The following is a 13,471-nucleotide window of genomic DNA, read 5'->3' on the forward strand; positions in this document are numbered from 1 at the left end:
CCTGGCTACTGTGCGGAGGAGCCTCCGTCAAGGCGCGTCAAGCCCGCTTGTAAGGGCAGGCAGGACGGTTGTAAGGGAACGCGCGCGTGCAGCAGCGACATCCTCACGGCCCAGGCGGACCCTTGCACATCCATCAACTGGTCGCCCGGCTGGCCTGGGGTGATGCGATTGGTAACCAGGTGCGCTACCTCCAGAGCCTGCTGCGCTCCTGGGGCCACACGTCCGAAATCTATGCGGACGCCTGGGACGATGCGTGCCGCGAACAGGTGCGCTCGGCCAAGAGCTACCCGCGCGAGTCCACGCGCGACTCCGTGCTGCTCGTCCACCACAGCTTCGAGTCGAAGCTGGTGCCGCTCATCGCCCGCTCGCGCGGCCGGAAGCTGCTCGTCTACCACAACATCACGCCCGCCCGGCTCTTCGAGGGCTTCGACCGCGGCGCGGTGCTCGCCTGCGACGCGGCCCGCGTGGAGCTGCTCGCCCTGCGCCCGCACGTGGACGGCGCGTTCGCCTACTCGCGCTTCAGCGCGGAGGAGCTCGTCGCCGCGGGCTACCGGCACGTGGACGTGCTGCCCTTCGCCATCGACTGGAACGCGTTCGACACCCCGCCGGACCCGGCGCTGCGCGAGGAGCTGGACGACGGCTTCGCCAACATCCTCTTCGTGGGCCGCGCGGTGCCCAGCAAGTACGTGGACGACGTGCTGCGCGTCTTCACCGCGTACCAGCGCCTGTACCAGCCCAAGAGCCGCCTGCTCGTCGCCGGCAACATCCACCGCGACGCGCCCTACGGCGGCTTCCTGCACGGCCTCAAGGACCTGCTCGGCCCGGAGCACATCCGGTTCATGGGCCGCGTGAGCGCCGCCCAGCTCTCCGCCTGCTTCGCCTCCGCCACCGCGTACCTGTCCATGAGCCGGCACGAGGGCTTCGGGGTGCCCCTGCTGGAGGCCATGTACCGCGACGTCCCCGTCGTCGCGTATGGCGCCGCCGCCGTCCCGGAGACGATGGGCGGCGCGGGCCTCACCACCTTCTCGCGCGACCCCCTGGACGTGGCGCAGCTGCTCGCCGTGCTGGAGCGCGAACCGGCCCTGCGCCAGCAGGTCCGCACCGCGCAGCGCGCCCGCGTCGCCAGTCTCTCCCAGCAGGCCGTGGCCGCCCAGGTGCGCACCGCCCTGCAGGGCTGGCTCGAAGGCCGTATGCCGGAACAGGCCGTCGTCCCCGCCGCGCCCCCCGTCGAGCTCGTGTGCCCCGGCTTCGTCACCCGGCCGGATGCCCCCATGTCCCGGCTCGCGCGCGAGCTGCAGCGGCGCCTGCCCGAGTCCCGCCTGCTGGCCCTGCGAGCGCGGGGGGAGGAGCCCACCCTCTCGCTCGGCCCCCAGGCGACGGAAGGGGCACCCGTCTGGCACTTCACCCCGGATCAGCCCGTGGTCCCCACGCCGGAGCCGCTCCCCGGGTCGTCGTCGCTGGAGACGGCGGTGCGAGCCTCGACGGGGGCGGTGGTGCTGCTGGGCACGGACACGGTGGTGGCGCAGTCGCTGATGCAGGGCGTGGGCCGCCGGGCCTGGGGCGTGCGCGACGCGGCCGCTTCGTCCAATGAGTCGGCGACGGAGGCCGCCCGGCAACACCTGGGCCCCCGCTTGTTGGAGCTGAACCGCGCGGACATCCACGCCACGGCGGACGCGCTGGTCCGGTCGCTGGCATCGAAGAAACGAGGGCACCGCCATGCACGCTGAGGACCTGCTCACGCTCCAGCCCACGGCCCAGGCCGTGGCCGCCGCCACGGAGCGCCTCCCCGAGCCCACCACCGCCGTGCGGGACACGCTGCGCCGCACCCTCGCCGCCTCCCTGCGCGCCCCCGTCTCGGGCCAGTGGCCGGCGCTGCTGCTCGAGGCGCGGGCGAAGGCGGACGTGCGCTACGTGGAGCCCGCGACGTCGCACCGGCCGCTGGTGGGCCCGGTGCTGGTGTTCGCCAAGCGCACCTTCCGGGGCGCGTTCCAGCCCTTCATCAACGAGGTGCTGCGCCGCCAGGTGCACTTCAACGAAGCCATCCTGGACGCCCTCACCGTCGTCATCGAGAACCAGCGCGAGCACGCCCGCTCCCAGGCGCTGTGGCGGCGCGAGCTGGAGGCGCGGGTGAAGCAGTTGGAGAAGGACGACCAGGGCCCGTCGTCACACTGAGCGCATGGGTGCCTGCTCGACGGGCGGCGACCGTGCGCGGGCACTGTCCGGGCGTTGACGCAGGGACATTCTTCGGGCTACATCGACCGCTCGCTTCGCCTGCCTCGTTCAAGTCAGACCTGAGGGGGATGCCACGGGGAGAATCAACGGCGGCGGCGAATCGTTTCCCCCGGGCTGCATCCAGCCCACGACGCGAGTTGCCAAGGCATGAAGATCGGGTTCCTCGTTGGTGACATCGCCAATATCTCCGGTGGTTCCAACGTCATCCTCGAATACGCCTCACGGCTGCAGGACCTTGGCCATGAGGTCGTCCTCATCACCCCGGGCCCCGTCAAGCTGACGTATCCGCTGTGGCACCCGCGGCTTGCGGACATCCCGCGGCGGTCGCTCGCGGAGGCCGAAGGCGAGTCCTTCGACTTCGCGCTGGCCACCTGGTGGATCACCTTCTACGACCTGTGGCGCGTCAACGCCCGGGTGTACGGCTACCTGAACCAGAGCCTGGAGTCGCGCTTCCACGCGGAGCGCCACTACAAGCTGCTCAACCGGCAGACGTACTCGCTGCCCCTGCTCTTCGTCACCGAGGCGAAGTGGCTGGTGGAGTTCATCCAGACGCTCCAGCCGGAGGGCAAGACGCTCTACGTGCAGAACGGCCTGTCCCGCGAGCACTTCCCCTGTGTGCAGGCCCCACCCCGGCGCGAAGGCAAGCTGCGCGTGCTGGTGGAGGGCCCCTGGGGCGTGGGCTTCAAGGGCGTGCCGGAGACGTTCGAGGTGCTGGAGCTGGCGGCCGAGCAGGGCGTCCAGTTCGAGACCGGGTGGCTGGCGTCGTCGTCCGGCGGGGAGAAGCCCACCGTGGGCGGCCAGCCGGTGCAGGTGCACGAGCGCATCCCCATCAACCAGGTCCATCAGATCTACGGGCAGTACGACGTGCTGCTGAAGCTCTCCCGCGTGGAGGGCATGTTCGGCCCGCCGCTGGAGATGTTCTCCCAGGGTGGCACCGCCATCACGTACACCGTCACCGGCACCGACGAGTACATGGTGCACGGGCAGAACTCGCTGCTGGTGGAGCCGTACAACCGCCGGCAGATCGTCCAGTTCCTGCAGCTCCTGAGCACGCAGCCCGCGTACCTCGCGCACCTGCGCGCGAACGCGCTCGCCACCGCGAAGGCGTTCACGGACTGGGAGTCGAGCACGCGCCAGGTGGCCTCCGGCCTGGAGGCGCTGCACGCGGAGGGCTGGACGAACGCGCACCTGCGCCCCGCCCTGGCCGCGATGTCCACGATGCACGGCCACTGGCTGGATGACGTCTGGCGCGGGGAGCGGGGCCACTCGTCGCTGCACCCGTACGTGGGGCCGGGCGAACAGGTGCTGCTGGAGCGCTACCGCCAGTTCAAGAAGTCCCGTCCCGTCCGCGCGCTGCAGAAGCTGGTGTCCGACGACTTCAAGAAGTCCCTCCGCGCGCGCCTCACGCGAGTCCTGTCATGAGAGTCCATCCGCCCTCCCCCTCCCTCCAGCGCGTCGCCTTCCTGGGCGAGCCGGCCTTCGAGCCGCACGTGCCCGTCCAGGCGGCGTGGGCACAGGTCCGCTTCTTCCCGGTGACGGCCGGCCAGTGGGAGGCCGCCATCGACGCGGCCCGCACGTGGGGCGCGGACGCGACGCTCGTCTTCCGTCCCCAGGACGTCACCCCGGAGCTCGCGGCGCGCCTGCCCGGCGCCATGCGCATCGGCATCATCCCCTCGCCGCTGTTCAGCGCTGCGGAGATTGAATTGCTGTCGCGCACGTCGGGCCCGGACGCGAAGGGCTTCCGCTGGCTCACGTATCTGGAGACGCCCGCGTCGCCGGAGCTGGCGCGGCTGCCGCTGTTGCAGACGCTGCCCCTGCCGGTGGACACCGCCCGGTGCGCCACGGGCCCCCGGCTGGACAGCCGGCGCGTGCTGGTGGCGGACTGGGCCAGCCCGTCCCTGGAGGCGCTGGAGGCCCTGCGCAAGATCGTCCCGGTGGATGTCCTGTCCGCGCACGCCTCGCCCGACGAGGTCACCCGCGCGCTGGAGCAGGCGGGGACGCTCGTGTACACGTCGCGCGACCTGATGGGCCGGTTTGATCCGCTGCCCCTCCTGGCGATGGCGCACGGCCTGCTCGTCGTCGCGGACACGGTGTTCGCGTCCGACTGGTACGTGGAGCCGGAGGACGAGTTCCTCTACCGGCCGGACGGCCAGTGGGCGCGCGCGGTGGACGAGGTGCTGCGCATGCCCGTGTCGTTCCGCTCGGTGCGCATCCGCGCGTGGCAGAAGATGCGCGAGGCGTTCGATGCCTCCGCGTGCTTCCAGCGCGTGCTGCACGACGCGCACCTGTTCGCGGATCCCGTGGCGCACCTGGCGTCCCTGACGCCCGCGCGCCCGTCCACCCCGGCGGCATCCGTCGCCGTGGAACCTCCCCGTGCTCCGGAAGCTCTCGGCGCGGAGAAGGTCACGCGTCCCAGCCGCTCCCTCGCGGCCGTCCCCAACTAGAGCAAGGACACCGGAAGCAGATGAATGCCCGCCGTGAACCCGCAGCGGCCGCGCTGCTTCCCTCCCTCCAGCGTTGGGCTGTGGAGACCGCGCGCGACCTGTACCTGACGCAGAAGGGCGCTCCCGCCGCCACGAAGCAGCCCCGCGCGAGCGCCGCCGAGCGAGTGTCCGTGCTCACCGCGGAGGCCCTGCCTCCGGAGCTGGTGGAGGGGCTGTCCCAGGCCTCGCGCCTGCTGCGCACGGGCGACACCGCGCCCGTGGAGTCCGCGCCCTTCGCCACGTTGCAGGAGCGCCTGCTGACGTTGACGGCGGGCTACGACGTGGTGGGCTTCGACGTCTTCAACACGCTGGTGGTGCGCAGCGTGGAGGGCGAGTGGCTGAAGACGGCCGTGGCGCGCGGCTTCGTGTCGCGGCTCCAAGAACTGCTCCACCCGGAGCGCATGCCCACCGTGGCCGAGGTGCGCCAGCGCCGCTTCGCCCTGGAGATGGAGGTCGCCGGAGAGCAGGTGGCCCAGGGGCGCGACAACGAGGTGGACTTCGAGGAGCTGCTGCTCCGCTGGGCCGGAAGCTGGGTGCCGGTGGAGCCCCACCGCTCGCGCATGGCGGCGGAGCTGCGCGCGCTGGAGATGGAGCTGGAGAAGCGCGCGCTGCGCCCCGCGCCGGGCATCCCGGAGCTGCTGACCGCGCTCAAGGCGCAGGGCAAGCGGCTCATCTTCGTCAGCGACATGTACCTGTCCGCCCCGCTGCTGCGAGAGCTGCTGCGCCACTGCGGGCTGGAGCAGTACTTCGACGCGGGCTACGTCTCCATCGACGAGGGGCTGCGCAAGGCGACGGGCCGCCTCTTCCCGCGCGTGCTGGAGCGCGAGGGCCTGCAGCCCGGACAGCTCTTCTTCGTCGGTGACGACGAGAACGCGGACAACGTGCAGCCGCGCCGGCTGGGCATCGCCACGCTGCGCGTGGAGGACCCGGACGAGAAGCAGCGCCGCCGCCGGCTGGAGATCGCCCAGAAGGCCGTGGAGCAGAACCCGTTCTGGGCCGCGCACTACGTGGACGTCGTGCTGGGCAACGAGGCCCGCCACGTGCGCGACTACGAGGACGACCCCAGCTACCAGCTGGGCCGCACGCTCGCGCCGGGGCTCGTCGCCTTCGTGGTGGACGTCATCGAGCGCTCGGAGAAGCTGGGCATCGACCACGTCTACTTCCTGGCGCGCGAGGGCCTGACGCTGCTGAAGGTGTTCGCCATCCTGAAGGACTCCGGCCTGTTCCGCCGGGTGCCGAAGGCGCACTACCTGTTCGTCAGCCGCGCCTCCACCATCCTCGCGTCCATGCGGGAGCTGAGCTGGGAGGAGGTGCACCGCTTCTGGCGTCAGTACAGCCGCCAGTCCCTGCGCGGCCTGCTCAAGAACCTGTCGCTGCCGCAGGACGAGTTCATCCGGCTGGCCGCCGAGTGCGGCCTCACCGACCCGGACCGCCCCATCGTGGAGCCGACGAAGGACGAGGGTTTCCAGCGCTTCCTCGCGTCGCGCCGCGTGCGCGTGGCCTTCCACCAGCGCCGCGACGAGGCCCGGGCCGCGCTCGCCCGCTACCTGGACTACCGCGGGCTGATGGGCCTGAAGCGCACGGCGCTCGTGGACATCGGGTGGAAGGGCAGCATGCAGGACAACCTGATGCGCGCCTTCGAGCACGACGCGCGCTTCCCGGAGCTGCACGGCTTCTACCTGGCCTACGTGCCGGACGGTCAGCCGCTGGCGAAGAAGTCCTTCAAGTACGGCTACCTGTCGGACCTGCGGCGGCGCGACCTGGAGGAGGCGGACTTCCTGCGCAACACCGCCATCTTCGAGATGATCACCACGGCGAACCACGGCAGCACCCTGCGCTACGGCAAGAACCCGTGGGCGCCGCACCTGCCGATGCCGGAGCTGGTCCACCACGAGCAGGAGAAGGACAACGCCGCGCGCTTCTTCCGCCGGGTGCAGGAAGGCATCTACGACTACGCGCGGGACTACGCGCGCCTGTCACCGCTCCTGCGCTTCACGGCGGACGAGCTGAAGCCGGGCACGCTCCAGGAGCTCCTGCGCTACACGCGCTACCCCACGGACGAGGAGGCCCACGAGTTCCTCAAGTACTCCCACGTGGAGAGCTTCGGGGTGCATGAGATCACCACCTTCGGCCTCAAGCTGGAGCTGAAGAAGCTGTCCCAGGCCGGCTCGGTGAAGGGGGCGCTCAAGGAAGCGTGGAAGGCCTTCGAGACCAACTCCTGGCGTGACGGCGTGGTGAGGCGCAGCGGCCTGCCCCTGGCGAACCTGGCCTATGACGCCTGGTTCACCTGGCGGGCCATCCGCTAGGCCCGCGACTCACCCCGACGTCACTTCGGGGAACGGCGCGCGCTGGGCACCTCGTGGGCCAGCGTGCGCACCGCCAGCGCCTCGCCGTCCTCGGCGTGCCGGCGCAGGTCGCAGTCCCCCGACAGCAGCGTGAGGTTGGGGTTGTAGTAGGGGTCGCCCCGCTTCAACCACGGCCGGTAGGACGTGAAGGAGCGCCAGTAGTCCGGCTCCGGAATCGCGTCCGTGCGGCGGCTGGCGGACTCGTGGTGCACCACGCGCGCGAAGGGCGTGCACACCACGCGCAGGCCCTGCGCATGAAGGCGCAGGCCCAGGTCCACGTCGCTGCCGCACAACAGGAAGCGATCGTCGAAGCCGCCCAGTGCGTCGAAGAGGGGCCGGCGGATCATCACGCACGCGCTGGTGACGGACAGCCAGTTGCGCACCCACTCCGTGTGTCCGAAGGGCGTGGAGATGGGCCCGTCCGGCAGGCGCCAGAAGGGGTGCCCCGCCATGCCCGTCATCCCCACGACGATGCCCGCGTGCTGCACGGTGCCCTCCGGGAAGAGGAGCTTCGCCCCCACCGCGCCTACCTCCGGGCGCTGCGCCTGGGACACCAGCTCCGTGAGCCAGCCCGGGTCCACCACTTCCATGTCGTTGTTGAGGAACAGCAGCAATTCGCCCGTGGCCTGCCCTGCCGCCCAGTTGTTGATGGCCGGGTAGTTGAACGGGAAGTCCCAGGTGAGCTTCACCACGCGCGGGTCGGTGAGCGTGTCCAGCAGCGCGAACGTCTCCGGGCGCGTGCTGTTGTTGGACACCAGCAGGAGCTCGAAGTGCCGGTACGTCGTCTTCGTCAGGAGCGTGTCCGCAAGCGTCTCCAGCAGGTCCGGCCGGTCCTTGAAGGGGACGATGATGGACACCTTCGGCGTGCCCTTCACGGCGTAGCGCACGCGGTAGCGGCCCGGCCCCGGCACGGTCACCTCCGCCTCCTCGCCCCGGCGCTCCAGGTGCTCCTCGAGCGCGCGGCGCCCCTCCTGGGACACCTGGCCCACGTGTCCCGAGCGCCGGTGGTAGAGCAGATGGGGCACGTGCCCGATGCGCTCGGAGGCCTCGCTGACGCGCAGGTGCAGGTCGTACTCCTCCGCCCCGGGGAAGCCCTCGCGGAAGCCGCCCACCGACTCCACCAGCGAGCGGCGCACCATCACCAGCCGGCCCAGGTAGTCCACCGAGCGCAGCAGGTCCGGCGACCAGTCCGGCTTGAAGAACGGGGTGGTGCGACGCCCGCGCCCGTCCAGCCGGTCCTCGTCCCCGTAGACGACGTCCAGCGACGGATCCGCGCCCAGCACCAGCGCCACCTCCGCCAGCGCATGGGGTGCGAGCGTGTCCTCCGCGCCCAGCACGCCCACGAAGTCCCCGCTCGCGGCCTGCGCCCCCACCCGCAGCGCGCGGGCGAGATCCGCGGGCCCGGAGAGCGTCACCCGGCGGATGCGCGGCTGACGCCGCGACGGGCCCCAGGGCTCCGGCAAGGGGGGGCCGTCCTCCGGCGCCACCACCACCAGCTCCCACTGCGGGTAGAGCTGGGCCTCCACCGACGCCAGACACTCGCGCAGGTGCGAGGGACAGGCCCCGGCGGTGGACACCACCAGGGAGAACCGGGGCCGGCGCGGCAGGCGCTCCAGGCCGCTCCGCGCGGCGTTCACGTCCGCCGGCTCCCGCAGCGTGCACCAGTGGTGGAAGTCCTCCAGCGCGGGCAGCGCAGGGGGCGGCGTGCGCACCCCGAGGATGGCGGCCAGCGCCACCACCGCCTCGCCGTTGAAGCGCGACTGCCGGCGCAGCACCTCGCCCCAGAGAGGCGCGGAGGCCCGCACGCCCCGGGGCAGCCCCGGACGCGCCAGCGGCCACGCCAGCGCCACGAGCCGCGCCACCCGGTGCGTGGCATCCACGACGTCCGGGGTGCCCGCGGCAGCGACGGACAACAGCGTCTCGCGCATCAGCGCGTTCCACTCCGCCTGGCGCGCGAGCAGCGGCTCCAGCACGGGCTTGAGGGCGCGGCGCCACGCGTGCCACGCCAGCTTCCAGGGGCGCGCCACCGGGGCGGCCACGGGGGGCCCCTCCGCGTCGAGCTGCGCGCGGACCCACGCCGTCAGGTCCTCGCGCGCGCCCTGGTCGCGCCGGGCCTCCAGCCGCTCCAGCACCCGGAGGACGCGCTGGTTGAAGGCGCCCTGGGGCCGCAGCAGCTCGACGTGGAGCGGGCGCAGGCCCAGGACGAAGGCGCGCTTGGCGGCCGTCACCCACTGCCCTCCGGCGGCCCGGTGCGAGGGCGGCACGGAGAACTCGAAGGGGACGGCGAGCCGGGCCGCGGCCAGGAGCGGCGACAGCGCCGCGTTGGCCGGAGGCACCAGCGCGCGCAACCGCTCCGTCAGGGCCGCGAGGGCCGGGGCGCTCACGCCCTCAGGCGCGGCGCGCAGGGCGGCGATCTGCTCGGCGATCTCCGCGGCCGACGCCGACGCCTGCCCCCCCTCGGGCATGCTGTGGAACAAGGTGCTCACTTCCCAGGCGCCTCCCCTTTTCAAGGCCCCGGGCCGCGGCGAGCGGGGAGGCCTCCTCCCCTCAGGAGGCCGCGGCATGCTTGGGCACGGAGACGGCCTGGACGGGGGCGGCCGGAGCCTCCTCCACCACCCAGGCATGCTCCGGCCGGAAGACACCCCGGTCGTCATGCTCGGTCGACACGGAGAAGGAGCAGCGCGCTTCGCGCCCCGCCTCCGGGTTCGCGTTGTTGCCCGTCTTCAGCTCCACGCTCAGCACGTAGGCGCCCCCCAGGAGCCCCACGCGAGGCAGCACGAAGCGCAGCCGGCCCTGCGGCGGCAGCGGCGTCGGCAGCGGCACCCGGTCCGTCCGGGTGCTCGTCGCGTACAGCACCGGCCCGTCCGCGGACGCGAGCGTGAGGACGAACTCCACGTCCGCCATGGCCTCGCGGGCCACGTAGTCGATGCACACCTCCGCCCGCGTCTCCGGGGCGATGGTGCCCAGCTCCTCGCCGCGCGGGCCCGTCAGCCACACCCGGGTCACCGCGACCTGGGGCGCGGGCTTCGGCGCGTCCGTCACGACGGGCCCTTCCGGCAGGCCGGGCAGCGCCCCGCCCCCTGCCGTCAGCGCGGGCGGGGTGAACACGGTGGAGCGCGCCTCCGCGAGCGACACCGCCTGCCGGTAGTCGGCGGCGATCTCCGCGGGGGTGCCCATGCGACGGATGCGCCCGCCGTCCAGCCACGCCGCCTGATCACACCACCGCTCCACGGTGGACATGTCGTGCGTGACGAGGACGATGGTCTTCCCCAGGCGCTTGAACTCCGTCATCTTCGCCATGCTCTTCTTGCTGAAGTGCTCGTCTCCGACGGCGAGGATCTCATCGATGATGAGGATGTCCGGGTCCACGTGCGTGGCCACGGAGAACGCCAGGCGCATGTACATGCCGCTGGAGTACGTGCGCACCGGCTCGTCGATGAACTCCCCCAGCTCGCTGAACGCGATGATGGCGTCCATCTTCGCGCGCACCTCGGTGCGGGACATCCCGAGGATGATGCCGTTGATGAGGATGTTCTCCCGGCCGGAGAAGTCCGGGTGGAAGCCCGCGCCCAGGTCCAGGAGCGCGGAGATGCGCCCGTTCACCGTGATGCTGCCGGAGGTGGGCGTGTAGATGCCGGTGATGAGCTTCAGCAGCGTGCTCTTGCCGGAGCCGTTGCGCCCCAGGATGGCCACCGTCTGGCCCTTGGGGATGCGCAGGTTGACGCCCCGGAGCGACTCGATGAAGCGCCCCTGTTGGTTGGACGTGCGGTTGCCGCGCAGCCAGCGCACGAGCTCCGACTTGAACGTGGTGTATTCCCCCCGGATGGTCCGCTTCCGGAAGTTCTTCACCACGTCCTGGATGACGATGGCGTCCTCGGTCGGTGAATTGGCCATCTAGATGGACTCCGCGAACTCCTCGCGGCGACTCTCGAAGATCTGCGTGGCGCCCCACAGCAGGCACACCGAGACGCCCAGGAGCGACATGAGCGGCACCACGTCCGGCAGGCGGTGCTCGTAGAAGAGGGCCTGGTACGAGGTGATGAGGATGGACATCGGGTTGATCACCTGCAGCACCCGCCGGTACGCCTCCGGGACGGTGGACAGCCTGTAGAGCACCGGCGTGAGGAAGAACCACAGCATCATCAGGTTCATCACGATGTGCTGGAGGTCCCGGAACGTCACGTTGAAGGCGCTGACCGCGTACACCACCGCGAAGGTGAAGCACATCTGCACCAGCACCACCACCGGGAAAGCCACGATGTGCCAGGACGGCTTCACGCCGAAGAACAACCCCAGCACCACCATCAGCGGCAGGGAGAAGATGAAGTTGCAGAAGTTGGTGGCCACCACCGTGGCCGGCAGCACCTGGGCGGGAAAGCGCACCTTGGTCATCAGGTCGCGCCGGTCGCTGATGGAGCTGGCCCCCGCCGACACCGACGTGGAGAACCAGGTCCACGGCAACAGGCCCACGAACAGGAAGTAGGCGTAGTTCGGAATCTGGTTCTTCATGAACACGCTGAACAGCAGCGTGTACACCAGCATGTGCAGGGTGGGGTTCAGGAACGTCCAGAAGAAGCCCAGCACCGAGCCGCGATACCGCGCCTTCAGCTCGCGCTGCACCAGGCTGAGGAGGAGCCCCCGGTACGAGTAGAGTTCCCGGAAGTTGCGAATCATGCGCCGGTATCCATACCGCAAAGGGTCGGCCGGAGGCGAATGACCCGGAAAACAGCGGGCCGCCCGTCCCTCGCGCGCCCGCCTGCTGTCGCGAGCCAATCCCGGAGCCAAGGGGAGAAAGAAAAAGGCCCCCTGGTTTCCCAGAGGGCCTTTATTTTTGGAGCGGGAAAAGGGATTTGAACCCTCGACCCTCGCCTTGGCAAGGCGATGCTCTACCGCTGAGCTATTCCCGCATCAGGACCGCTGTACTGCTTGCTGCTTTTTCCGTCGGGCGGTGCCGCGCCGGAAGTGAGGTGGGGTATACCGAGGGCCTTCGGACTCGTCAAACACTTTTCGCATCCGCATCCGGATCCGCGCTCCCCCTCCGGGCGAGCATCCCCAGGAAGGCGCGGAAGTAGACAACGGCGCTCCACACCGAGAACGCGCCCGACAGGTACACGAGCACCTTGCCGACCTGGTTGTAGTCCACCGTGACGGTGCGGAAGCCCAGGTCCAGCGGGTGCACGTAGTGGACGCAGAGGGAGATGATCCCCACGAGCTGGAGGGACGTCTTCCACTTCCCCTCCTGGCCGGCGGCGATGACCATGCCCTCGCTGGCGGCGATGGTGCGCAGGCCGCTGACGATGAACTCGCGCGCCAGCAGCACGATGACGACCCACGCGGCGATGCGGCCCAGCCGGACCATCATCACCAGGGCGGCCATGGCGATGAGCTTGTCCGCCAGCGGGTCCATGAACTTGCCCACCACGGTGATGAGGTTCCACTTGCGGGCCAGGTAGCCGTCCACCACGTCGGTGATGGAGGCCACCGCGAACACCAGGCCCGCGAGCAGCGAGTGCAGCGGATCCGCGTCGTACGTGAGCCACACGAACACGGGGATGATGAGGATCCGTCCCAGCGTGAGCATGTTGGGCAGGTTCCAGAACTCCTGCACCAGGATGCTGGGACGACGGGAGGCGCGCTTGCGGGCCCGCTCCTCGCGCTTGCGCTGCTTCCTGAGAGCTCGGTCCGAGGCCATGGGCGCGCTTTCTACCGGACCCCGACTGCGATGAGGGCAAAACCTTCACCGCCCAGTTCCACCGCGCAGCGCAGTGTCTCCCCGCTGGCGGACTGGAGCAGCGGCACCACGCGGGGGGTGAGGTTGCCCAGCCAGCCCACCAGGTGCGCGAGGGGCACCGACACCGGCGCGTCCATGGACACCGGCACCGAGCGCAACGCCCCCGTGAGGCTCAGCAGCACCCGTCCCTGTCCGCGCAGGTGCACGAGGTCCAGATCCGGCGCCAGGTCCGACGGGACGCGGCCGTTCTCGAACACCACCGGCTCCTCGAAGGCGAACACGCACGCGTCGCGCAGGTAGACGGACTCCTCGTCCAGCTCCACGGCGACGAGCTGCCGCCCTTCCGAGGGCGCCAGGTGCAGCGTCCCCTGCCCCCGGGCGCGCACCATGCCCTGCACGCCTTCACCGAAGGGCTTGTCCGTGGGCCGGCCCCGGAAGCGCTTCATCTCCGGCTGGAAGGTGACCTGCCCCTGCACGGCGAGCAGCCCCTCCAGGCGGGTGAGCAGCTCGCCGTTCACCGTCAGCGCGACGCTCGCCAGCCCCTGCGCGAAGGGCTGGCCCGGCTCCGTGCCTGGCAGCTTCACCGTGGGGATCCACTCGGTGAGCAGGGGCGGGTTCACGCCCGGGCGGGCTTCGGCGGCCCCCCGGGTCATGGAGGGGGATGCCACCTGTGGGGCCCG

10 protein-coding genes and 1 tRNA gene are annotated in these 13,471 nt (G+C 70.9%); 5 read left to right on the forward strand and 6 right to left on the reverse strand.

Going from position 1 to position 13,471, the window contains the following annotated elements; all coding sequences use genetic code 11:
- The first annotated feature begins 122 nt into the window (after positions 1-122).
- From D7V93_RS04670 to D7V93_RS04690, 5 genes are all read left to right on the forward strand, one after another.
- Complete coding sequence (locus tag D7V93_RS04670; RefSeq protein WP_244237108.1) at positions 123-1,727, forward strand: glycosyltransferase; 1,605 nt, start codon at positions 123-125, stop codon at positions 1,725-1,727.
- Complete coding sequence (locus D7V93_RS04675) at positions 1,717-2,172, forward strand: hypothetical protein (RefSeq protein WP_208722918.1); 456 nt, start codon at positions 1,717-1,719, stop codon at positions 2,170-2,172. The genes D7V93_RS04670 and D7V93_RS04675 overlap by 11 nt, the downstream gene beginning before the upstream one ends.
- Positions 2,173-2,379: 207 nt before the next feature.
- The gene (locus D7V93_RS04680) at positions 2,380-3,654 is read left to right on the forward strand and encodes a glycosyltransferase family 4 protein (protein ID WP_120642205.1); all 1,275 of its coding nucleotides are present in this window, start codon (positions 2,380-2,382) and stop codon (positions 3,652-3,654) included.
- Entirely contained in the window at positions 3,651-4,676 is a 1,026-nt protein-coding gene (locus D7V93_RS04685; RefSeq protein ID WP_120642206.1) for a glycosyltransferase, read from the forward strand. Before D7V93_RS04680 ends, D7V93_RS04685 begins: the two co-directional genes overlap by 4 nt.
- Positions 4,677-4,696: 20 nt before the next feature.
- On the forward strand, positions 4,697-7,021 hold the full coding sequence (locus D7V93_RS04690; protein ID WP_120642207.1) for an HAD family hydrolase: 2,325 nt from the start codon (positions 4,697-4,699) through the stop codon (positions 7,019-7,021).
- A 20-nt stretch (positions 7,022-7,041) separates the two neighbouring features.
- On the opposite strand, the gene D7V93_RS04695 is transcribed toward D7V93_RS04690, so the two are convergent.
- The 6 genes from D7V93_RS04695 to D7V93_RS04720 form a co-directional block, all read right to left on the reverse strand.
- Positions 7,042-9,546, reverse strand: a complete 2,505-nt coding sequence (locus D7V93_RS04695; RefSeq protein WP_279636847.1) for a glycosyltransferase — start codon at positions 9,544-9,546, stop codon at positions 7,042-7,044.
- A 61-nt stretch (positions 9,547-9,607) separates the two neighbouring features.
- Positions 9,608-10,954 carry an ABC transporter ATP-binding protein gene (locus tag D7V93_RS04700; protein ID WP_120642208.1) on the reverse strand — a complete coding sequence of 449 codons (1,347 nt, stop codon included), beginning with the start codon at positions 10,952-10,954 and terminating at the stop codon, positions 9,608-9,610.
- Complete coding sequence (locus D7V93_RS04705) at positions 10,955-11,734, reverse strand: ABC transporter permease (RefSeq protein ID WP_120642209.1); 780 nt, start codon at positions 11,732-11,734, stop codon at positions 10,955-10,957.
- A 158-nt stretch (positions 11,735-11,892) separates the two neighbouring features.
- A tRNA-Gly gene (locus D7V93_RS04710) sits at positions 11,893-11,967 on the reverse strand.
- 89 nt (positions 11,968-12,056) lie between these two features.
- Positions 12,057-12,752 carry a CDP-diacylglycerol--glycerol-3-phosphate 3-phosphatidyltransferase gene (pgsA, locus tag D7V93_RS04715; protein ID WP_120642210.1) on the reverse strand — a complete coding sequence of 232 codons (696 nt, stop codon included), beginning with the start codon at positions 12,750-12,752 and terminating at the stop codon, positions 12,057-12,059.
- Positions 12,753-12,763: 11 nt separating this feature from the next.
- On the reverse strand, positions 12,764-13,471 hold a 708-nt coding region (locus tag D7V93_RS04720; protein ID WP_208722919.1), incomplete at its 5' end, for an AIM24 family protein.

The organism is Corallococcus llansteffanensis, assembly GCF_003612055.1.
GTDB classification, from domain to species: Bacteria; Myxococcota; Myxococcia; order Myxococcales; family Myxococcaceae; genus Corallococcus; species Corallococcus llansteffanensis.

Excerpts from the sequence above, each read along its gene's own strand:
- D7V93_RS04680 (WP_120642205.1), top strand. The coding sequence starts at position 2,380 with ATGAAGATCGGGTTCCTCGTTGGTGACATCGCCAATATCTCCGGTGGT.
- D7V93_RS04690 (WP_120642207.1), top strand. The coding sequence starts at position 4,697 with ATGAATGCCCGCCGTGAACCCGCAGCGGCCGCGCTGCTTCCCTCCCTC.
- D7V93_RS04685 (WP_120642206.1), top strand. The coding sequence starts at position 3,651 with ATGAGAGTCCATCCGCCCTCCCCCTCCCTCCAGCGCGTCGCCTTCCTG.
- D7V93_RS04700 (WP_120642208.1), bottom strand. The coding sequence starts at position 10,954 with ATGGCCAATTCACCGACCGAGGACGCCATCGTCATCCAGGACGTGGTG.
- D7V93_RS04705 (WP_120642209.1), bottom strand. The coding sequence starts at position 11,734 with ATGATTCGCAACTTCCGGGAACTCTACTCGTACCGGGGGCTCCTCCTC.
- pgsA (WP_120642210.1), bottom strand. The coding sequence starts at position 12,752 with ATGGCCTCGGACCGAGCTCTCAGGAAGCAGCGCAAGCGCGAGGAGCGG.
- D7V93_RS04675 (WP_208722918.1), top strand. The coding sequence starts at position 1,717 with ATGCACGCTGAGGACCTGCTCACGCTCCAGCCCACGGCCCAGGCCGTG.